The 22141-nt window shown below is 42.7% G+C and carries 23 protein-coding genes (1 of these 23 running past the window's edge); 10 read left to right on the plus strand and 13 right to left on the minus strand.

Annotated features, from left to right (window positions below; all coding sequences use genetic code 11):
• The 6 genes from JSY38_RS04335 to JSY38_RS04360 all read right to left on the minus strand — a co-directional run.
• Positions 1–224, minus strand: partial view of a protein-methionine-sulfoxide reductase heme-binding subunit MsrQ gene (locus tag JSY38_RS04335; RefSeq protein ID WP_239544317.1) — the beginning only. It extends 382 nt beyond the left edge of the window; 224 of the gene's 606 nt are visible here — the first part of the coding sequence; it begins with the start codon at positions 222–224; its stop codon lies beyond the left edge, outside the window.
• A gap of 1 nt (position 225) precedes the next feature.
• Positions 226–1218, minus strand: a complete 993-nt coding sequence (gene msrP, locus JSY38_RS04340; RefSeq protein WP_205115468.1) for a protein-methionine-sulfoxide reductase catalytic subunit MsrP — start codon at positions 1216–1218, stop codon at positions 226–228.
• A 99-nt stretch (positions 1219–1317) separates the two neighbouring features.
• On the minus strand, positions 1318–2088 hold the full coding sequence (gene pssA, locus JSY38_RS04345; protein WP_114413397.1) for a CDP-diacylglycerol--serine O-phosphatidyltransferase: 771 nt from the start codon (positions 2086–2088) through the stop codon (positions 1318–1320).
• A gap of 29 nt (positions 2089–2117) precedes the next feature.
• A complete protein-coding gene (gene hemL / locus JSY38_RS04350; protein WP_114413398.1) occupies positions 2118–3401 on the minus strand; it encodes a glutamate-1-semialdehyde 2,1-aminomutase in 1284 nt (427 codons plus the stop codon).
• Between the two features lie 93 nt (positions 3402–3494).
• Positions 3495–5111 carry a chloride channel protein gene (locus JSY38_RS04355; protein WP_239544318.1) on the minus strand — a complete coding sequence of 539 codons (1617 nt, stop codon included), beginning with the start codon at positions 5109–5111 and terminating at the stop codon, positions 3495–3497.
• A gap of 170 nt (positions 5112–5281) precedes the next feature.
• A complete protein-coding gene (locus JSY38_RS04360; RefSeq protein WP_205115470.1) occupies positions 5282–5710 on the minus strand; it encodes an Lrp/AsnC family transcriptional regulator in 429 nt (142 codons plus the stop codon).
• A gap of 158 nt (positions 5711–5868) precedes the next feature.
• Between JSY38_RS04360 and yjeH the strand changes: the two genes are divergently transcribed.
• The gene (yjeH, locus tag JSY38_RS04365) at positions 5869–7146 is read left to right on the plus strand and encodes an L-methionine/branched-chain amino acid transporter (protein ID WP_205115472.1); all 1278 of its coding nucleotides are present in this window, start codon (positions 5869–5871) and stop codon (positions 7144–7146) included.
• A gap of 65 nt (positions 7147–7211) precedes the next feature.
• Positions 7212–7724, plus strand: coding sequence for an S-ribosylhomocysteine lyase (luxS, locus tag JSY38_RS04370; protein ID WP_114413402.1), 513 nt, complete (start codon positions 7212–7214; stop codon positions 7722–7724).
• 69 nt (positions 7725–7793) lie between these two features.
• Here the strand turns inward: luxS and JSY38_RS04375 are convergent, their stop codons facing one another.
• On the minus strand, positions 7794–8429 hold the full coding sequence (locus tag JSY38_RS04375) for a LysE family translocator (protein WP_114413403.1): 636 nt from the start codon (positions 8427–8429) through the stop codon (positions 7794–7796).
• Between the two features lie 299 nt (positions 8430–8728).
• On the opposite strand from JSY38_RS04375, the gene JSY38_RS04380 reads away from it, so the two are divergent.
• Complete coding sequence (locus JSY38_RS04380; protein ID WP_114413404.1) at positions 8729–9604, plus strand: DMT family transporter; 876 nt, start codon at positions 8729–8731, stop codon at positions 9602–9604.
• Here the strand turns inward: JSY38_RS04380 and JSY38_RS04385 are convergent.
• From JSY38_RS04385 to JSY38_RS04395, 3 genes are all read right to left on the minus strand, one after another.
• Positions 9601–10047, minus strand: coding sequence for an Lrp/AsnC family transcriptional regulator (locus JSY38_RS04385; RefSeq protein ID WP_114413405.1), 447 nt, complete (start codon positions 10045–10047; stop codon positions 9601–9603). The genes JSY38_RS04380 and JSY38_RS04385 overlap by 4 nt on opposite strands.
• Before the next feature lie 82 nt (positions 10048–10129).
• The gene (gene ilvN / locus JSY38_RS04390; protein WP_110577225.1) at positions 10130–10621 is read right to left on the minus strand and encodes an acetolactate synthase small subunit; all 492 of its coding nucleotides are present in this window, start codon (positions 10619–10621) and stop codon (positions 10130–10132) included.
• Between the two features lies 1 nt (position 10622).
• A complete protein-coding gene (locus JSY38_RS04395) occupies positions 10623–12335 on the minus strand; it encodes an acetolactate synthase 3 large subunit (protein WP_114413406.1) in 1713 nt (570 codons plus the stop codon).
• A 437-nt stretch (positions 12336–12772) separates the two neighbouring features.
• Between JSY38_RS04395 and JSY38_RS04400 the strand changes: the two genes are divergently transcribed.
• The gene (locus tag JSY38_RS04400) at positions 12773–13033 is read left to right on the plus strand and encodes a hypothetical protein (protein ID WP_114413407.1); all 261 of its coding nucleotides are present in this window, start codon (positions 12773–12775) and stop codon (positions 13031–13033) included.
• A gap of 60 nt (positions 13034–13093) precedes the next feature.
• Positions 13094–14167, plus strand: a complete 1074-nt coding sequence (queG, locus tag JSY38_RS04405; RefSeq protein WP_205115473.1) for a tRNA epoxyqueuosine(34) reductase QueG — start codon at positions 13094–13096, stop codon at positions 14165–14167.
• A 3-nt stretch (positions 14168–14170) separates the two neighbouring features.
• Here queG and JSY38_RS04410 read toward each other — a convergent pair whose 3' ends face one another.
• Positions 14171–15028 carry an acyl-CoA thioesterase gene (locus JSY38_RS04410; RefSeq protein ID WP_205115474.1) on the minus strand — a complete coding sequence of 286 codons (858 nt, stop codon included), beginning with the start codon at positions 15026–15028 and terminating at the stop codon, positions 14171–14173.
• Between the two features lie 183 nt (positions 15029–15211).
• Here JSY38_RS04410 and moaA point away from each other — a divergent pair, with 183 nt between their 5' ends.
• The 4 genes from moaA (at position 15212) to JSY38_RS04430 (ending at position 18504) form a co-directional block, all read left to right on the plus strand.
• Positions 15212–16237: a GTP 3',8-cyclase MoaA gene (moaA, locus tag JSY38_RS04415; protein WP_205115475.1), complete on the plus strand. Its 1026-nt coding sequence runs from the start codon at positions 15212–15214 to the stop codon at positions 16235–16237.
• Positions 16238–16249: 12 nt separating this feature from the next.
• Positions 16250–16789: a molybdenum cofactor biosynthesis protein B gene (gene moaB / locus JSY38_RS04420; protein WP_205115476.1), complete on the plus strand. Its 540-nt coding sequence runs from the start codon at positions 16250–16252 to the stop codon at positions 16787–16789.
• Between the two features lie 5 nt (positions 16790–16794).
• On the plus strand, positions 16795–17988 hold the full coding sequence (locus JSY38_RS04425; RefSeq protein ID WP_114413412.1) for a molybdopterin molybdotransferase MoeA: 1194 nt from the start codon (positions 16795–16797) through the stop codon (positions 17986–17988).
• Positions 17989–18078: 90 nt separating this feature from the next.
• Positions 18079–18504, plus strand: coding sequence for a HepT-like ribonuclease domain-containing protein (locus JSY38_RS04430; RefSeq protein ID WP_114413413.1), 426 nt, complete (start codon positions 18079–18081; stop codon positions 18502–18504).
• Positions 18505–18523: 19 nt separating this feature from the next.
• Here the strand turns inward: JSY38_RS04430 and JSY38_RS04435 are convergent, their stop codons facing one another.
• Both JSY38_RS04435 and serB read right to left on the minus strand, forming a co-directional pair.
• Positions 18524–19489, minus strand: coding sequence for a LysR family transcriptional regulator (locus JSY38_RS04435; protein WP_114413414.1), 966 nt, complete (start codon positions 19487–19489; stop codon positions 18524–18526).
• An 89-nt stretch (positions 19490–19578) separates the two neighbouring features.
• Positions 19579–20490 carry a phosphoserine phosphatase SerB gene (gene serB / locus JSY38_RS04440; RefSeq protein ID WP_114413415.1) on the minus strand — a complete coding sequence of 304 codons (912 nt, stop codon included), beginning with the start codon at positions 20488–20490 and terminating at the stop codon, positions 19579–19581.
• Between the two features lie 144 nt (positions 20491–20634).
• On the opposite strand from serB, the gene JSY38_RS04445 reads away from it, so the two are divergent.
• Positions 20635–22071: an AhpA/YtjB family protein gene (locus tag JSY38_RS04445; RefSeq protein ID WP_114413416.1), complete on the plus strand. Its 1437-nt coding sequence runs from the start codon at positions 20635–20637 to the stop codon at positions 22069–22071.
• The last annotated feature ends 70 nt before the right edge of the window (positions 22072–22141 follow it).

Consider the following 22141-nt stretch of genomic DNA (forward strand, 5'->3'; position numbering starts at 1 on the left):
CGATAACGATTAATCGCTTTTAACGGCTTAAACCTACCTACCAATGTCATTGCCATTACTGCAACAACAAAGACAGATGCCCAAATACCACTAAGCCTCATTAATAGTTTACCAGGATCGGGAAAGTACTGCCCCATCAACAATGAGGTAAACATCCATGCAAATGGTAAAGTGAATAAAATCAAGATGTATGGTTTTTCCCTTCTATCCCAAAACGCTGCCATGCTAATAAAACCTTTTCAAATCCATACCCGCATACAAAGACCCAACCTCTTCTTCATAGCCATTAAACATCTTTGTTTCAATGACATTAGGAAAAAGAACACCGCCAGGTAAGCGTCGCTCTTGCTTTTGCGACCAGCGAGGATGATCCACATTAGGATTCACATTGGCATAAAAACCATATTCATTAGGAGCTAGCATACTCCATGTTGTTTTAGGCATTTCCTCAACAAAACGAATTTTCACAATGGACTTAATACTTTTAAAACCATATTTCCAAGGCAGAACCAACCTAACTGGCGCACCATTTTGATTCGGTAATATGCTCCCATACATTCCCACTGCAAGTAACGCCAAAGGATTCATTGCTTCATCAATACGCAAACCTTCTCGATATGGCCAATCCAACCCACCACCACGCTGCCCCGGCATTTGCTTAGGGTCATATAAGGTTTCGAAGTAAACATATTTGGCTTTGGACGTTGGCTCAAACCGCTTGAGAACAGTGGCGAGAGAGACTCCAACCCAAGGAATAACCATTGACCAAGCCTCGACACAGCGAAGACGGTAAATTCGCTCTTCTAGCATTGATTCCTTAATAATATCCTCTAGATCAAATACTCCCGTTTCCCCAGCCTCACCTTCTACCGTAATTGTCCATGGCGTAGTTTGAAGCTGGGAAGACTTTTCCTTAGGATCGCTTTTACCATACCCAAATTCATAAAAATTGTTGTAGGAAGTAGCAACATCATAAGGAGAGATTTTATCGCCCTTACCGAAGGAGGTTTCAGCTATATTTGCAAAATTGGGCTTCAGGGAGATAGGTGGGGATAGAGGGTTACCATCCTGTAAAGCTGCAGATACTTGGCCGATAGCGCCAGCACCCAAAACAATCCCACCGGTTGTTTTCATAAATTGACGACGGTTCAAATAAACAGATTTATCTGTCACTTCTGATTCGGAACAGTCTGACGCTTTCTTATTGAAAATTAACATAGCACGTCCTCTTCTATCGTTAGAGTTATTGACAAGGAGCTATGAAACTAGTTCAAAAAAGCATTCATTAAAAAGAAGAATGCTTTTTTGTTACACCATCTAGCGAAATCGCTTAAATACGACCCCAAGCGGTCCCCACAATCCATAAAGGCAAAACACGCCCATCAATACCAAAGCAGGCTGAAGAGCGACCAGTACCAAAATCAACACAGCAATAAGAAGTACGACAAAAGGAACTCGACCTTTTAAATTGAGATCTTTGAAGCTGCGGTATTTCACATTACTGACCATCAACAAACCAGTTATAGGAACGATCAATGCCATCAACGTAGCCATACTTTCGCCTGAAAAACCTTTGTCGTTAGCGGCCCAAATAACACCAGCAACCAAAGCCGCTGCAGCAGGACTAGGTAGACCGGTAAAATATCGCTTCTCTTCCACTCCAAGCATAGTGTTAAAGCGAGCTAAGCGCAGCGCGGCACCAACTGCGTAAATAAAGGCGGCAATCCAACCAATTTTACCAAGTGGCGCTAAAGACCAAGTAAATACAACAAGCGCAGGTGCGATACCAAATGAGACCATATCAGCCAAAGAGTCATACTCAGCCCCAAACGCACTTTGAGTATGTGTCAAACGAGCAACACGACCATCCAACCCATCAAATACCATAGAAATAAAAATGGCGACTGCGGCATAAGTAAAGTTTTCGTTCATTGCCGCAATAATGGAGTAAAAGCCTGAAAACAGCGCCGCTGTAGTAAACAGATTAGGTAGTAAGTAAACCCCTTTATGCGGCTGCTTTTTTTCATCACCTAAATCCACGTCTTCGATTTCATCAACGGGTGCTTTTTTCACATCTTCTATAGACATGCTAGAAACCCTCCTTCTTTAAGAACTATTTATACTAGCTTAGCAAAAGAACGCTTAGCTGCTTCGATTGTATAATCGATGTCTTCTTCAGTATGAGCTTGAGAGATAAACCCAGCTTCGAACGCTGCAGGGGCAAAATAAACCCCTTCTTCTAACATATAATGGAAAAACGCTTTAAACTTACCTAAATCGCAATTCTGCACATCCGCAAATGTCTTAACTGCTTCGGCTTCGGTAAAGAAGAAGCCAAACATCCCACCTACACTCACAACACAAAAAGGCACTCCAGCAGCGTCTGCCGCTTTTTTCAACCCAGTTACTAAGCGCTCAGCTTTGTAGCCTAATGCCAGATGGAAGCCTTTTTCACTGATTTTGTTCAATACAGCCAAGCCTGCAACCATAGCAACAGGATTACCAGACAAAGTGCCCGCTTGATAGACAGGTCCTAATGGAGAAATACACTCCATAATCGCACGCTTGCCACCAAAAGCACCAACTGGCATACCCGCACCAATAACCTTACCCAAAGTCGTCAAGTCAGGAACAATGCCAAAATGGTCCTGAGCACCACCAAGAGCAACACGAAACCCAGTCATAACCTCATCAAAAATCAGCACAGCGCCAGATTCATCACACACTTTGCGCAAGGTCTCAAGAAAACCCTCAACAGGTAAAATACAGTTCATATTGCCGGCAACAGGTTCAACAATAATACAAGCGATTTGATCCCCAATTTCAGCAAAGCAGCGAGTTACCTCTTCGATATCATTGTATTGCAATGTGATTGTATGTTTCGCCAAATCAGCAGGCACACCAGGAGAGTTAGGTACTCCAAGAGTTAATGCACCAGAACCTGCCTTCACCAGCAATGAATCTGAATGTCCATGATAACAGCCCTCAAACTTAACGATTTTATCGCGTCCGGTGTAGCCACGGGCCAAACGAATTGCACTCATAGTTGCTTCAGTACCCGAGTTAACCATACGAACCATATCCATTGACGGAACAAGTTCACACACTTTTTCCGCCATGGTGATCTCAACTTCTGTTGGAGCACCAAAACTCAAACCGAAGTCCAATTGTTGTCTAACAGCATCTAAAACATCTGGGTGAGAATGACCTAAAATCATCGGCCCCCATGATCCAACATAATCTATGTAAGATTTTTTATCTTCATCATAAACATAAGCCCCTTCTCCACGCTCAAAGAAAATAGGCGTTCCTCCTACACCATTGAAAGCTCGAACTGGAGAATTTACACCTCCAGGAATACGGTGTTGGGCGCGTGCGTATAGATCTTCAGAACGACTCATATTTTCAAATCCCATAGCTAATAAAATACAAAAGGCAGACAAGCTTTAAAATAGTAAGCGGTAGCCCATAAAAAAATAAATAAAAAAGTACAACTAGTCACTTTTCAGTAAAAATTGATCGAGACGGTGGCGAGAAACCAAGCTATAAGAGGAACTTGATGTCGATACCAACACTTCTGCTAATCCTGTTTCTTGAAACCAAGTCAACATAGACTCTAACGATGAAGGCTCATCAATAACTGGCACAAGTACAGAATCTAACGCCAAAGATAAATTCATCTTCACCTTATCTTCATCCGAAACCAGCCATAATTGCGGACCTTGATCTAACATTATCAATGCATCTAATACCGCTTTTCGTCTAAGCAACCGTAGCTCATCACCATGCTCGAAAGCGATATAGTCTACCATACTTGACGCTAAATCCTTCACCCGCTCAATAGAAACAACCTCTGGAAACATCAACACATCTTCAGCAACGGGCTTAACCGTATGGTGTCGAAGATAACGTTGGAAAGGCGATATTGTCGAAGACATTCCCATGAAGCTCAATCTCTCCACAAAAACGGATTCTTGATGAAAAAACACTCGTACCAGCAAGCAAGCCAACACGATAACAAACAAAGCAGGAACAATAGCCGCAGACGAATGTGTCATTTCTATAATGGCAACCAAGGCTGTTAACGGCGCTTGAAAACAAGCAGCCATCATAGCCGCCATACCTAAGAGAGCAAACAAAGCGACATCCGTTACATTGCTATCAAACACCAAAGCAACTTGAACGCCAGCCAACCCCCCAATAATAAAAGTTGGCCCAATCATGCCACCAGGAATCCCCAAACCAATAGTAAGTGCAGTCAGCACTGTTTTAACCACAATTAACAGAATTAGTGAGTAAAGAACCAAATCGCCCGATAACAAACGAGAAAGAGAAAGGTAACCACTGCCTAATGATTCAGGCAGATAGATTGCCGCCAATACCGTGGCAATAGCGACCAACAAAAAACGCCACCAAATAGACACACTACTAAAACGCCAAAGAGCCTTTTGGGTACGCAGAAATAACGCAGACAACAACACAATAACAACGACCAAAATAGAACAAGCAACAAACAAATCCGTTGAAAGCAGCACTGAAGAGATACTTTCAATACTAAAAATATCCAGCGGCCCAATAGCATAATGGCTCACTATGGTAGCAATTACAGAGGATAGCAAAACAGGCAAAACATAACGCTGTCGGTATTCCAGAAATATAACCTCAAAAGCAAACAAAACACCTGCTAAAGGGGTTTGGAATATTGCGGAAATAGCTCCAGCAACGCCACAAGCCAATAGCGTTTCCACACCGTACTGAGGCAACTTGGCCTTTTCTGCCAAATAGCCACCGAGCGTTGCCCCAAGATGCACAGCCGGACCCTCTTTACCAATAGAAAGACCGCCAATCAAGCCAATTGCTGCAGAGAAAAACTGCACAACCGCATTCCAAACAGGCAAGTTTCCATGATGATAATTTAAACGCTCAATAACATAAGGGACACCGACTTTTTGTAACCTGCGAGGCACAAAGGTAAATACCAGCGCTAAAACAACACAAGCAGAAAGAGAAAGCCCAATGCGCCATTCAACCGATAGCAACTCAAACGAATCAAAATCAGAACCAATTAAATACCGAACGGGCAGATAGATCACAGCGTAAAAAAATGCCATCAAAAGACCACTTAACAACCCGCAAAAAGCACCAAGAGCCGACAAAACTAATAAGTCATCATAAGACTTAGCTTTAGCAGACCAGCTCTTCCTTAAATTTAATCGTTTCAGAATGCCTCTCCATTATTCGAATACGTTCAATCAATACCCTATTAACCGATGCGCACTACTTACCAGCGATCTAACCGATTCGCCAAACACATATGCGTGACCACTTTATCCAAATTTGGCCAATGGTCCATTTCACTACGAATAGCATGTAACCGAGCCATTGAGTTTGCCTGAACTAAAATCAAAAGATCTAAATCCCCACTAATAGAATGAGCAAGCTTCACTTCTGGTATGGCTTCAATTAATGGCTGCACAAGCTCGCACGACAAAGGCCTAAAAGTTAGAGCTAGATACGCTGTAACACCATCCTCTTTTGATACCGATGTATGGGCGTGATACCCCGTAATTGTTCGATTATCTTCCATGCGACGAATTCGTTCGGTTACAGCCGAGCGTGATAAATTCACCTGGCGACTAATATCGGAAACAGACAGCCGAGCATCATCTACCAGTAAAGCTAATATTTTTTGATCATAATGATCGGCCACTCAAGCCCCCTTTCACAACATAGTCATTCAACTTGACGGTCATTCAGGCAAAATGCGCCTTAATGGGGTCAACTTGTATAGCGTATCGATAATGTAAGTATTTTATCCTTAGCAGCAATAAATAACAGCCACAGAATGTCACAAGTACAGGCAAAAAAATGACTCAATACCCAAAAACTCTTGGCCCTCTTCAGGGCATTGCAATGACGGTGACAACTTTTATAGGAACCGGCTTAATGATCTTACCTGCTATGTCTGTCGCGCAGGCGGGGTCCTTTGCTTTTTATGCTTGGTTAATTACAGCCGCCATGATTATTCCCATTGCTTTTATTTTCGCTTTGCTTGGCTCTAGATACCCTTCCGCTGGAGGCGCATCACACTATATTGGTCGAGCATTTGGCTCGCGTTATGAAAAAGCCGTAGGCTGGTTGTTTTTAAGCATCTTATTGGTTGGGCCTGCTGTCGCGATAAAAGTCGCTGCGGCCTATTTAATTATTATATTTAACGCTCCTGATGACTGGATTCTTGCCTTTAGCCTACTCACTCTGGCAGGCATGCTTCTCTTTGCCATCGTTGGCATGCAGACTTCGGCTAGATTTCAAACGGGTGTAGTGATCGTTATGATTGGCACAATTATATGGCTTTGTTTTATTGGCGACATTGCTGATAGCCGCCAAGTAATAGAGACGCCGATAACAAGTTCAGAATGGCAGCAAACACTGTACGCCACAGGTGTTATATTTTGGTGTTTTTTAGGCATTGAAGTCATGGCGCACATGGGTGCCGAATTTAAAAACCCAACCAGAGATTTCCCAATCGCCTTATTGGGGGGAATCGCCATCGTTATTCTTGCTTATTTAAGCTTGGTACTGCTGATCGCTTGGCACCATACTTATGGAGACGAAGTGACCAATAGCCAGTCCTTAGCACTTTTGGTGAGTAAACTTATGGGCGAAACCAGTAGCCGGTTCTTTGCCGTTGGCGCCTATGTAATCGCATTCGCTAACGTGGCCATTTATATTTTAGGCTTCTCGCGCATGGTGCAATCCATGGCACAGCAAGGTGCACTGCCTAAAACCTTTATTCAGCTTAATAAAAACGGCGCGCCAGAAAGAGCAGTTTTATTGGTTGGCTTTATTACGTTATTCTCCATTATGTTTTCTGAGCTATCTGGATGGAGAATGTCATGGTTCATTGAGATGACAAACGGTAGCTTTTTGCTCATTTACACTCTCACCTGCATTGCCGCATTCAAACTGGTTAATCGAGTAACTCAACTGCTGGCCATTGTTGCATTAATAAGCTGTAGCTTCATGGTGCTTTTCATTGGCCAAAGTATGTTATTCGCTGTTATTGCTTTTTGCTTGGCTCTCAGCTACGAATATTTGAAGTCTCCAAAAAGCCCAATCAAAGATTCAAAACTTCATGTACAATAGTGGCAATTAATATCATCATTTATACAGCAACGATGATTTCGTTGAGTTAAGCAGGAGAGTTTTTTATGCCATTATTAGACAGTTTTCGTGTCGATCACACTCGTATGGACGCGCCAGCAGTTCGCGTTGCTAAATCTATGTCCACACCTAAGGGTGATGACATCACAGTATTTGACTTGCGCTTCTGCGTACCAAATGAAGAAATCCTTTCAGAGAAAGGCATTCATACACTAGAGCATTTATTTGCCGGCTTCATGCGTGAACACCTAAACAGCGACAGCGTAGAGATTATTGACATCTCACCAATGGGTTGCCGTACCGGTTTCTATATGAGCTTAATCGGCACACCTTCAGAAGAAACAGTTGCTGCTTCGTGGAAAGCGGCAATGGAAGACGTATTGCATGTAAAAGCCAAAGCCGATATCCCAGAGCTTAACGAATATCAGTGCGGCACTTATGAAATGCATTCTCTAGAAGAAGCCCAAGAAATTGCAAAAATGATCCTAAGCCGCGACGTAAAAGTGAATAGCAATGAAGAGCTATATCTAAGCGAAGAGTTCTTAAAAGAACACAGCTAAGCACTTTACTAAGTACAAAATAAAAAAAGGTGGCCTAAATGCCACCTTTTTTATTGAACTCAAAAAATCTTAGGAACGTGTCGCCGTTGCTAAAAAGGCGCTCGCCGCAACAAACACACTCCCCATGCCACGATTGAGGTTTTTCATGCCATTATGACTGCGAATCAAACGTCGGATTTGCTTGCCACTCATGGCGTAAACATAAGCCGCAATAAATTCGGTACAACAAAATGTTAGTCCCATCCAAAAAAATTGCATAGGAACAGGCTGACTAAGATCTAGCAGCTGAGGAAAAATAGCCGTAAATAGTAATACCGCTTTAGGGTTACCAATCGCCACTAAAAACTCTTGGCGCATTCTCGCAAAATGTCCGCGTTTTGCCTTAGTTCCGACTTCACTTTCATGCTCTTCAAGAACGACGGCGGCACTTCGCCACGTTTTAATGCCGACATAAAATAAATAAGCAACACCAAACCACTTGATGACACCAAACCAGAAAGCAGAAGATACAATGATTGCCCCCAACCCTAGCGCAGAAACCAACATCAAAAGGCTAAACGCAAAGTTTCGACCAACCACAGCAATAACAGCTTTTGTGGCTCCGACCTGAATACCATTATGCATTGCTGTAAAATTATTTGGACCAGGTCCTAAAGAAAGCAACATTAATAACGGCGCGGTTGCCAACCAAACACTGAATGTCATAACAATGGAATCTCTTAATAAAGTTGTGAAAGAGTCTAATTAGACCTTGAAATTGGGCGCCACTGTACAATTAAAAAACACTCATGTCAGCCTATTTTTTAACCTTTTCAGCCACCCAAAAGTGAATATTTTAAGATGCTTGGAAATCAAATAGTTAGTTCTCTACATTAGTAAAGAAAAATCTTACTTTTACTTTTTTATCCAAAGCCAAGCACGTAAAGAACCTTTTATTCCAACTGTGGAAAAACAGTTCTGCTACGTAAAATAGCTATTCCACTACCAATAATCAGGGATTATCTATGTCGATTGCACACATTTTTTTATGGGCTACTGCCGCTATCTGGGGTTTTGCCTTTGTCGCCCAAAGTGTTGGCATGGAAAGCCTCGGGCCACACAGCTTTAATGCTATGCGATTTCTATTGGCCACTTTATCGCTTTTACCTTTATTGTTTATTTTTAAACCAAAAAAAACCGAGAATACTCGAAAGCTTTGGCTAGGGGGGCTAGCGGCAGGAAGCTGTTTGTTCTTGGGCTTTACGTGCCAACAAATAGGTTTGCAATACACTACAGCAGGTAACGCAGGCTTTATTACTAGTATGTACATTGTGTTTGTGCCGATATTAGGACTTATGCTTGGCCATAAAACAGAAAAACATACTTGGGTCGGGGTAGGATTGGCATTAATTGGCCTTTACAGCCTGACTGTTGGGCCAAACCTATCCATCAATAAAGGCGATGCGATAGAGCTTTTAGGCACTTTTTTTTGGACTGGTCATGTATTGCTGATAGGTTATTTATCTCGATATGTATCTGCTTTACCGCTTTCGATTGTGCAGTTTTCCGTAGCAACAATATTAGCCACTATAACGGCTTTTACATTAGAAACACCCACGCTTGAAGGCATAAAAATGGCTTGGTGGCCTTTGGTTTATGCAGGTGTCGCTTCATCTGGTATTGCCTTCACATTACAAACGCTAGGACAAAAAAATGTTTCGCCGAGTATAAGCGCCCTTATTCTCTCGTCTGAAGCGGTATTTGCCGTATTAGGAGGTTGGATATTTATGGAGGAAATTCTTTCAACCCGCGCTTTGATTGGTTGTGGTTTTATCCTGACAGGGATGATTATTAGTCAGTGGCCAAGAAAAGCCATCACAGCAGAAGTTGCGGTAAGCTAATCCTCTTGAGCGATATTTAATGGCATGATGCGTTTGACTGGTGTGGTCATTATCATCATGGTGTTGGTATCGCTCAAATCAATTAACCGCTCTAATAATGCATCGAGTTTAGACATAGACTTCACCCCTACTTTGAGTACAAAAGCATAAGGCCCTGTGACGTTATAGCATTCAATCACTTCCTCTAAATCCATAACAAGTGCTTTAAACTCACGCTCTTTGGTTCGATAAACCTGACACTCAACCAAAGCAGTAATAGGGATTCCTACTTTTTCTAAATTGACTTGGACGCTGTAGCCAGTAATTACACCAGATTCTTCCAGTTTTCTAACGCGTTCTGCGACCGCAGGTGCAGTCAGATGAACTAGCTTTCCAAGTTCTGCGTAGGTTAAACGACCATTTCCTTCCAACAGTTTAAGTAGCTTCCAATTCGTCTTATCCATTTCCTCTCCAATGTGTCGCTCTATCAAACGGCCATAAAAAAGCCGCGAATAATCGCGGCTTTTAAGTCTAACTACAAGGTGATTACAAAGACAGTGTCTTTTCACCACGAGCAATACCAGAAACACCAGTTCGAACTACTTCAAGCAAATGAGCACCGCCCAAGGCTTGCAAGAATCCATCTAGCTTATCCGACTCGCCCACGATTTGAACCGTGTAAATAGAAGGTGTCATATCTACAATGTTTCCACGGAAGATATCAACAGTACGTTTCACTTCAGCGCGCTGAGCACCAGTGGCACGAACCTTAACCAGCATTAACTCACGCTCAATGTGCTGACCTTCGGTCAAGTCCACCAGCTTCACCACATCAATCAACTTATTCAGTTGCTTAGTGATTTGCTCCACGACTTGATCAGAACCAAACGTCGTCAAGGTGAGACGAGACAAAGTTGGATCATCCGTTGCCGCTACGTTCAATGATTCGATGTTAAAGTTACGCTGTGAGAACAAACCAACTACTCGCGACAAAGCACCCGGCTCGTTTTCCATCAATACAGAAATAATATGTCGCATATTAGGTACGCTCCGTCTTGCTCAAGAACATATCGCGCATCGCGCCACGAGGCACTTGCATTGGATACACATGCTCTTCTGGATCCACGTAACAGTTAATGAAGACCAATTGATCTGTCATCGCAAACGCTTCTTCCATCTTGGCATCGAGTTCATCTTTCGTTCGAATTTCAACGTATTTGTGGCGATAAGCATCCATCAACACTTTAAAGTCTGGCAATGAATCCATGTAAGAATTTGAGTAACGACCTTCATAGTTCATGTCTTGCCACTGACGAACCATGCCCAAGTAGCCATTATTCAAACACAAGATTTTCACTGGCAAACCGTACTGCAAACAGGTAGAAAGCTCTTGAATATTCATTTGAATACTGCCTTCACCCGTTACACATACCACAGTCTCTTCAGGGAAACTCATCTTCACACCCATCGCAGCAGGAAGACCAAATCCCATCGTTCCCAAACCACCAGAGTTCACCCAACGGTTAGGTTTATCGAATTTATAGTACTGCGCAGCAAACATTTGATGCTGACCTACGTCAGAGGCAACAAAAGCATCGCCTTTAGTGGCACGCCAGCAAGCTTCGACTGCAGCTTGAGGCTTGATCTTTTCGCTACTAGTATCGTAACGACCGCCGTGTACTAAACGCCATTCATTAATTTGCTTCCACCAGCCAACAAGCGCTTCAGTATTGGAACTTTGACCTTCAACCAAAGACAACATCTCTTCCAAAACCTGATTAACAGGACCAACAATTGGCACATCAGCTCGGATAGTTTTGGAGATAGCAGCAGGGTCGATATCAATATGAATAATTTTCGCACCAGGGCAGAATTTATCTGGGTCATTCGTTACACGGTCATCAAAGCGAGCGCCAACAGCTAGGATCACATCGCTGTGATGCATTGTCATATTCGCTTCGTAAGAACCGTGCATACCCAACATACCAACAGACTGCTTATCTGTTCCTGGGTATCCGCCCAAGCCCATCAGCGTGTTAGTAACAGGAACATTCAAGGATTTCGCCAGTTTTACTAGCAAATCAGATGCACCGCCCATGATGACGCCACCACCGGCATAGATGATTGGACGCTTGGCAGCAAGAAGGAGCTCAACGGCTTTTTTAATTTGACCGCTGTGACCTTTAGTCGGTGGCGTATAGGAGCGAATAGAAACAGACTCTGGGTATTTGTATTCGTACTTGTCACCTGGCATGGTCATGTCTTTTGGCACATCAATCACAACAGGGCCTGGACGACCAGTGCTAGCAATGTGATAAGCCTTTTTCATGATCATAGGAATTTCAGAAGGATGCTTGACTGTGAAGCTGTGCTTTACAATCGGGCGAGAGACGCCAATCATATCTGTTTCTTGGAACGCATCTTCACCGATCAAGTAGCTCATAACCTGACCACAGATAATGACCATAGGAATAGAGTCCATATAAGCCGTCGCAATACCTGTTACAGTATTGGTCGCGCCTGGACCTGAAGTCACGAGAACCGTCCCCGCCTTTCCTGTGGCGCGCGCATAGCCATCAGCCATGTGCGTAGCAGCTTGTTCATGCCTAACCAGAATATGCTTTACGTCAGATTGACGATGCAAGGCATCGTAAATATGAAGTGCGGCTCCACCTGGATAACCATAGATATATTCAACTCCCTCATCTTTGAGGAAGCGGGCGATCATTTCACCACCGGATAATAACTCCACCTTGTTACCCTCTATAGTATTTATCTGTCTTTTAATTTTAGTGCAGCTATTGTAACCGCATAAGACAAACAGATTAAAGTTGATAGAACGAAGTTTCTAAACTAACTGAGGTAACTTTTATAAATAAGGAACATTTATCTAAAAGTAAGAAACACTCAAACGCAAGAAATCGCAGTTTTTACACTGCCCGCGTCTTTTCGCGAGGAGAAGCATAGGATAACAATATTGCGTCATTCTACACTTGTGCTTATCAGAACGAATCTGACCGAGATGAGCTAGTGGCCCATGAAAAGGAGTCATCGACAGGGTGTCGTCGAATTATATAGCTTTTTATTTTGTCTTTGCGCCTCAGATTTGTCAACACAAAGCGTATAAAAACTTGCTCTAAACTACGCTTCATGGTGTCATAGCGGCATAAATTGATTAGGAGTTTTACCATGGCTAATGAGCTTAACCAACAACGAGTTATTGATGAGTTTTCACGCTGTTTTCGTAAAATGCTTATGGATCCAGAGCTCGCTGGAGAATTAGTCCGTATTGCCAAAGAAAATATCAACCAGCCAAATGCTTACCAGCGCATTGCAGAAGAAGTGTCGAACCAAACCACCATTAAAATCCAAGAAGAGCACACAGAAGCGGATAAAAAATTCATCAAACTATTGATGGATGTCGTTAAAGGCGACTCTCAGCTTTACTAATTTTTTTGTTTTTCACGCTAGGCTGCTTTCTAGCCTAGCGCTCCATGTTTCGGTACCCATTTGCTTCCTTCGTTTTTATCCAGCCCAAAAGAATTAAACCAGCTTGCTGATGATATTAAATCATGGGCGACTGAATTTGGCTTTGCCGACGCTCGTATTGTCGAGCCGGATTTAGCCCAACACAAAGACGACTTTAATAAATGGCTTGATAATGGCTATCACGCCGGTATGGATTACCTTGCCAACCATGGCGACATACGCTTTTATCCAGAGCAACTACACCCTGGGACGCGTCGTGTTATCTCCCTTCGGATGCATTATCTCCCTCAATCCGTCGAAACCGTTAAAAGACTGCAAACTAAAGACAAAGCCTATATTGCACGCTATGCATTGGGGCGTGATTACCATAAGTTAATTCGCAAACGCCTTACTCAACTGGCTAAAAAAATAGAGCAGCAAGTTGGCGATCATGGCTACAGAGCTTTTGTCGATAGTGCACCTATCCTAGAAAGACAAATTGCGGAACAAGCCGGTATGGGCTGGATTGGCAAAAACACCTTATTACTAACGCCAAAAGCGGGCAGCTGGTTTTTGCTCGGTGAGATATTTACTAATCTGCCACTTCCTGTAGATAAGCCAACCGAGGCCAGACATTGCGGTAGCTGCACGGCCTGCCTAACTCAGTGTCCAACTGATGCCTTTGTCGAACCTTGGGTACTCGATGCAGGAAAATGCATTTCTTATCTAACCATTGAACATAAAGGCTCCATTCCAGAAGAGCTGCGCGGCAAAATGGGCAATCGTATTTTTGGCTGCGATGATTGTCAGCTGGTTTGCCCTTGGACCAAGTTCGCCAAATACACCGAAGAAGATGATTTCCAACCAAGACACAATCTGGATTCAGCGGATCTGGTTGAATTATTTGAGTGGGATGAAACTACCTTTTTAAAAAACACCGAAGGGTCGCCTATTCGTCGCACAGGATTTGAAAATTGGCGCCGAAACATCGCTGTTGCACTGGGCAATGCCCCCACCAGCCCAGACACTATTCAAACACTCAAAAATGCACTCTCTCACTCTTCTGAATTAGTGAAAGAGCACATTATATGGGCACTAAAACAGCACAACCTTTGAAACCTAGTGCGAGTAGCGTAATAAACCTTCTTGGGCAGTCGATGCAACAAGCTCCCCTTTCTGATTAAAAATTTGTCCTCGAACAAATCCCCTCGCTGAACTCGCTGAAGGCGAATCCGCCACATACAGCAACCACTCGTCCAACCTAAATGGGCGATGAAACCAAATAGCATGATCTAAGCTAGCCACAGTCAAATAAGGACTGCCTATCGAAATGCCATGAGGCATCAAGGCAGTTTCAATAAAACCATAATCTGTTGTGTAAGCCAGCATAGATTGATGGATTAACGCATCATCAGGCAAAGCTGACACACTACGAATCCACATATGGCGTTTAGCAATCCCTGGACGAGGACGAAATGGGTTTTGATTTTCGACTATTCGATACTCAATGGGGCGATCTGCCGTGAATAAATCCCGTACTTTAGACGGAATTTCATCGGCATGAGCACGATAGAGAGACAGCTCAGATTTAAAAGAATCTGGTCCAGGCACATTAGGCATCGCCTCCTGATGATCCAACCCCTCTTCCGTGATATGAAAAGACACTGTCATCGCCAAAATACTTTTACCAAACTGCGAAGCTATCACCCGTCTGACACTAAAGCTTCCACCATCGCGCACGACCTCAACATCATATTCAATGGGATGAGCAGAATCCCCAGGACGTAAAAAGTAACAATGCAAAGAGTGAGGGAATCGACCTTCAACAGTTTGCGTTGCTGCACTCAACCCCTGACCAATAACTTGACCACCAAATAGCTTAGGAAAACCAATATCCTGACTGCGTCCAACAAATTTAGTCTCTGAAATTCGCTCTAACTTTAGCAATCCAATTAAATGATTAACAACTTGACTCACCTTCTCCTCCTACTTTCTACCTCGCGCAATGACTTCTATTATGGCGCGTTTTTATTCAATGGCTGAACCCAAAATATTTATATATTAAGAATAACGTCAGAAATTATACCTAAAGCGTCTCAGCACTTTGCTAAATAGGCATTTTTTTGCTTCTATGGGCGTATAACTATTGGGGTAATTCTCTTGGCAACGTCCACTTTAATCGATCCATTTGGTCGGAAAATAGACTACTTACGCATATCCGTCACTGACAGATGTGACTTTCGCTGTACCTATTGTATGGATGAAGATGTTACATTTTTAGCTAGAGACCATATTTTGTCTTTAGAAGAAATTGTTCACGTAGCAAAAACCTTCATATCCATGGGAACGAAACGCATCCGTATTACAGGCGGAGAGCCTTTAGTACGTAAAAATATTCTTTGGGCCATCGAACAAATAGCAAATACCACTGGGTTAGAAGAACTGACGATTACGACTAATGGTTCACAGCTTTATAAAATGGCTCAACGCCTACTTGATGCTGGCGTATCACGCATAAACATTAGTCTCGATACACTCAAAGCGGACCGCTTTCATAAACTAACTCGCAGAGACAAATTCCAGCAGGTTATTGATGGAATAGATATTGCCAGTAAACTTCCCTTCAAGCGCTTAAAAATTAATAGCGTGATGCTGAAAAACCATAATGATGATGAGCTGTTTGATCTTGCTCAATTTGCCCTAGACCGAAAAATGGACATCAGCTTTATTGAAGAAATGCCTCTTGGCATTATTACTGACCATAACCGTGCTACCACTTATTTATCCAGTGACGATGTCATAGAGACGCTTGGTAGCCGATACGAACTTACACCCAGCCTAACTACGACCAGCGGCCCAACACGTTATTATCAAGTTGCAGGCTACGAGCATAAGATCGGGGTTATTTCACCACATAGCCATAACTTCTGTGACACCTGTAACCGAGTCAGATTGACGGCAGAAGGCCGCTTATTACTATGTCTAGGTAACGAGCACTCAAAAGATTTGAAAAACGTCCTTCGTAGCTCTTCTTACTGCTCGACGGCACTCAACTCAAAAGAGCATAATGCAACAGCATTAGAAAACGCTATCATTGAGGCTCTCGCCCTCAAACCACATAAACATCATTTCAACCTCGATGAAGCCCCACAAATTCTTCGCTTCATGAGCGCGACAGGAGGCTAAATAAGGACCCCCATGGCTAAAACACCTGCACCTTTCCGTCCATTAAATATCAGCGTTTTAACCGTTTCAGATACTCGCTCAATTGCCGAAGACACATCTGGTGATGCACTTATTGAGTTACTGACAAAAGCTGGCCACAAACTCAATGAGAGAACACTCGTCAAAGACGATGTTTATCAAATGCGCGCTGTTGTTTCTAATTGGATTGCTGAGTCTGAAACTCATGTTATTTTAATCACAGGCGGCACCGGATTCTATTCTCGCGACAGCACACCAGAAGCAATGACCCCCTTATTCGATAAAACGATAGAAGGTTTTGGTGAACTGTTTAGGCAGATTTCCTATACAGAAATTGGCACATCAACCATTCAATCACGTGCTATTGCAGGATTAGCCAATCAGACCCTAGTCTTTTGTTTACCAGGCTCTACTGGTGCTTGTAAAACCGCATGGAATGGCATTTTAGAAGAACAACTTAATGCCTCTCACAGACCATGTAATTTTGTCAGCATGCTGATTGGACCTTACGCTGAAAACCAACATGGGGCATAACAAATATGTCCACTTTACTTGCCTTTGAAGATGCTCTAGAAGAGATTACACGCAGTGCCAGTGTCCTTGTAGAGCAGCAAACAATCCCGCTTATAAACGCTGTTGGACGGACTCTAGCAAACAACGTGGTTGCCAGAATTTCTGTCCCACCTTATGACAACAGTGCAATGGATGGCTACGCACTTGCCTGCCAAGATTGGCAAGATGGCAAACGTTTTACCGTTAGTCAGCGTGTTGCCGCTGGCCAGCACCCTCAGCCTTTAATGCCAGGTACCTGTGCTCGTATTTTCACTGGCGCAAATATTCCTTCCGGTGCAGATACCGTTGTTATGCAGGAAAACACCGAGCTAGAAGGTGACAAAGTCATCTTTACTAAACAACCGACGTCTTCCGACAATATTCGACCGTTAGGGCAGGATATGCAGATCGGTCAAACGGTTGTTAAGGTAGGTGAGAAAATTACGCCAATACACATTGGCCTTTTGTCTAGCCTTGGTATCACAGAGGTCATCGTCTACAAACAGTTGAATGTCGGCATCCTCACAACAGGTGATGAGCTGATTCCTACTGGTGAGAAACTAAAAGAAGGCCAAATATATAATTCAAATGGCCCAATGTTAAGCGCGCTTGTAGCTCAAGCTGGTCATAACGTGAGCCATTGTTTACATACAGCTGATACACCCGAAGACACAAAAACAGCCTTAAAAACCTTGATGCAATCCTGTGATGTTATTCTTTCGTCTGGCGGTGTTTCTGTTGGCGAAGAAGACCATGTAAAAGACGCCTTGGAAAAACTGGGCAAAGTGCATTTATGGAAAATAGCCATTAAGCCTGGCAAACCACTTGTTCACGCCACGCTTCAAGGCATTCCTTTTCTTGGCTTACCCGGAAACCCAAGCTCAACGTTAGTAACCTATCATTGGTTCGCTCGTCTTTTGCTGTCAATTTGTGCGGGTCAAGTTGCGGAACTTCCCAAGTCTTATCCTGTAGATGCGGGCTTTAACCGCAATAAAGTAATACAACGAGATGAGTTTTTACGAGTATCAATTGGTAAAGATGGGCTAGCTTACGCCCATCCACAACAAAGCTCTGGTGCCCTACTTGCAGCTTGTGAAAGCCAAGGGTATTTGCATGTAAAAGCAAACACTCAAATTGAATATGGTCACTCCTATTCTTTTTATCCTTTCTCTAGCTTCTAATTTTTCCCCTTTTCACTTATCTCACCTAAACTACTAAATAGCATGCAGAAAACCTGCGTGCTATTTCCTCATAGAAAAGGCGAAATCAAAATGAGAGATGCAGAATGGGAAAGCTCCCTTTATGACCATCAGCATGAGATGATAAAGCGTCTTGATGCCTATAGAAAGCGGCCTTCTGGAGCAGGGTACAACAAAGATGAAACCATGGTGATCGAGCATTCATTTCAATTACTGGTTGCCTCTATGCTTGATCTTGCTCGATATGTGTTAGAACACCATTACAACGCGGAAGTAGTTTCACGTAGAGAAGTTTTAAATGCATTAGTTGCTCATAATGATGTGACGTATGAACAAGCTGAACAGATACGTACTCTAATAGCATTAAGAGACAAGATTTTACATGATTATTTAGACGAGAATTTTGCCGATTTAGAAGAAGCAATGACATTAAGACGGTATGGATTGGTTGAAATACTAACCAAAGAATGGATAACGCGCTTATCAAGCACGCCCTGATAAACGGTCAAAGATAAAGCTAAATAGATGAATCTAGAAACGCTTGTCTCAATAAGCCACGAAACCAAACGTGGGCAGCATCTCTTTGAAAGCGTTCATGCCAAATCATCGAATAATCGAACTCGCGCGTTCCAAATGGCAGCTCATACACAGCAATTTCAGATACTGTTGACGCCATGTCTTCAGCAAATAGCTTGGGGACTGTAAGTAGTAAATCACTGTCCATCACAACTCGAGCGGCTGGCACGAAATTCGGTAGATGGACAGAAACATGCCTCTTATGTCCCATTTTTTCGAGCTCTCTATCAACGGCAAAATACTCTCGACGCCCCAGCACCACTTGCACATGATCAGCTTTTAAATAACTATCTAACGTCAATTCCAGCTGAATATTCGGGTGATCTTTACGCGCTAAACAAACTAGACGATCACTCTTTAAACGCATGGCACGTATGCTTGGTGGCGGTTCTTTTGATAATACAGCGACAGCAATATCAATATTGGTTTGATCTAGCTCTAATACTCTATCTTCATCCCAAGACTTTACATCAAGAATCGCATCAGGGGCTTGCTGCCGAAAAAGGTCTAATATCTTAGGTAGAACAGTCAAGGTTCCAAAATCTGTTGTTGATAACACGAAGCGACGCTTACTTGTTTGAGGATCAAACTCACTAGGCTGAATAATGTTCTCAAGCCCTTTCAGCATATCGGATAATAGTGGCGCTAAATTCTGTGTTTTAGCGGTTGCAGACAGGCCGTGGGAGGTTCGGGTAAACAAGGGATCATCAAATAGGTCTCTCAATCGAGACAGTGAGCGACTGACAGCTGGTTGAGATACATTTAGGCGTGTTGCTGCTTTGGTAACATTCAGCTCCTCAATAAGGACCTGTAAAACGTACAGCAAATTTAAATCCACATCGGATAATCGAATCTCTGACAAAACAGCACCCCAACTAAGCTTGTTATAATTATAACCAAGAATCATAACAAGCTTTTAGAAAGTGCAATAGTACTCTCTCTAAGAAGACCTAAAAATAGAGGTATCGTGCTTTACCACATAACCCAAAGTAATAGTTATTTAGTCACATCTCGAATTTCAGCGGATGACATACCGAGTAAATACAAAATACCGTCTAGACCAAGGTTATTCATCGGACAAGGGGCCTTTTCTCTTACCAAAGGTTTTGCATGCAAAGCAACACCAAGAGCAGCATGATTAAGCATCAACAAATCATTCGCACCATCACCACACGCTATTGTTTGACTCCAATCCGACTTTTTCGCTTCAACAATATTTGTTAATAATAGTTTTTTACGTTCACCATCAACAATATCGCCTAGATGGCGACCTGTTAATGCGCCATCTTGAATTTCGAGAACATTAGCATGCACTTCAGACATCCCGTAATCCGCCTGGACACGATCAGCAAAATACGTAAAGCCACCTGATAAGATAGCGGTATGCCAACCATAATGATGCAGCACAGCCATTAAGGTGGAAATGCCATCCATATGCTGGATACGTTGATACACACTGTCCATAACATCACTGCTAAGGCCCTTTAATAAGGCTAAGCGCTGAACAAAGCTTTCAACGAAGTCTATTTCTCCACGCATAGCGCTCGCTGTGATCACTGAAATCTGCTCTCCAATCCCAGCATCAACTGCTAGCTCGTCCATTACCTCTGCCTTAATCAGCGTTGAATCCATATCAAAGACAGCAACACCTGCATTGTGGATATCCACCATAGTCGACTGATAAATATGGTCTATTCCAGTCTCATTAGATAACGCTAGCAACTCTGTGCGAATAACGGCACTATTCGCCGCCTCACTAGCCAACATAACTTGTGCAACCGCAATGGGATCACCTGCTTCAGTAAGCAAACGAATTGCCCCTTGCAGACTGCGCGCGTCTAACCAAGCGTTAAATTTATCAAGATATTCAGGGCTCAAAGCCCCCATAAGAGTAATACTGGCAGACATAAACGCTCCTAATTTAATAAGACGCCTACTATAGCAAATCGTTTTCTTTTCGCTAAGCACCTGTTCTACTTTAAAGAATTCAGAAAATAGCCGTTATGATGTGTATACTTTAGTCATTGTTCTACGTGTTACCAAAGGAAATGAATGGACATCCAGCCTAAAACCCATGCAATTCGTGCATTTATACGAGAGAAGCTCAGCGCATCAGTTGTCACCATTGCCACTTTTATTTCATTAATGATTCTTACCGTCTGTATTTTTTGGTATACGATGACCCATGCCCTGGGAAACTATTTATCACAACAAACAGAAGTATTAGGTAGCAGTTTAGCAACCCAAGCAGCTTTTAATGCTACACAGTCGATATTGAACAACGATTTATTAAGCCTTAATGTTTTGTTGAATCGACTAGTGGTTGACGACAATATATTAAGTGCTCGAGTCTATAACAAAAAAGACGAACTACTTGCAGAAGCCGACAGCGGTCATTCTGGAATGCAGTCTGAACAAGACTTTCGTCCTAACGACAAACGTCGAGTGTACAGTTCAAGCATCAAGTTTAGGGATGAAATTGTTGGTCATGTTCTTATTACTCTAGATAAAACCCCCGCCCAAGCGACACTCCAGCATTTGAATAACCTTTTAATCGGTGTTGCTATTTTTACTTGTACCATAGCGTTATTAGTGATCATACTCGTCACCAAATGGCTACTCACTCCGGTGAATGAAGCAACATCAGCGCTTATTGCTTACAGTAAAGGAAAAAGCCCTGCTGACATACCAGTACCTCCTTATAAAGAAGCACGAGCGCTACTGAAGGCTGTTACGATAGTACAGGCAATAAAACCTCAAGAGGCGATCATAGAGAAAGCAAGCGAAGCGAAAGAAGAAAAAATAGCCGAGTTAGCAAAGCCTCAATTCGAAATGAATTTCGAAGCTATTTTTGAAGAATCTAGAAACCGTAGTTGCGTGTTGTATTTCGACATTCTTAACCTAAAAGAATGGCATGAGACCATGACGCCATTGCAAGTCGCTAACCTGTTAACTCCTGTTTATAGAGCTATGTTCCAAGCAAGTGAAATGTACTTAGGTCAAGTTCATCAGTATAAAAATGATTCGGCGATCATTCTTTTCAGCGCGCGTCATTGTGAGGATAATCTCTATATTAATGCTGTCTGTACTGCCCAGCTCTTTCTGGGCTTAATGGATAAATTACTTGAAAACGATTTGTACACAAACATCCCCAAACTCAACTTTCATTTAGGCCTACATCAAGGTAACCCCTACATAACCAATATGGTAAAAGAGAATCACTTTGAACCAGATGATATAGAAGCGCTCTTAAGCAACATTCATCAACTCAGTCGTTCAGAAAGCATGAACACCTTGGTTATTAGCGATGACATTTTCACCTTATCTCACATTCAAAACCGTGTTTTTACTGGGCTACCAGAGATAATAGAGGATGACGGCAACGAAATTTTAGCGTATGAAGTAAAAGGACTTTCTGACAAGTATAAACAACAAATTCAACAGTATGTTGAAGAGATCACCAACCCAGAACAACACCAAGACACCTAATAACCTAGTATTGCTTTGATAAAAAAGAACCCCCAATGTTGGTTGTCCAACTATTGGGGGCCACTTCATA

Origin of the sequence: Marinomonas foliarum (assembly GCF_016906065.1) — a bacterium.
Taxonomy (GTDB): Bacteria; Pseudomonadota; Gammaproteobacteria; order Pseudomonadales; family Marinomonadaceae; genus Marinomonas; species Marinomonas foliarum.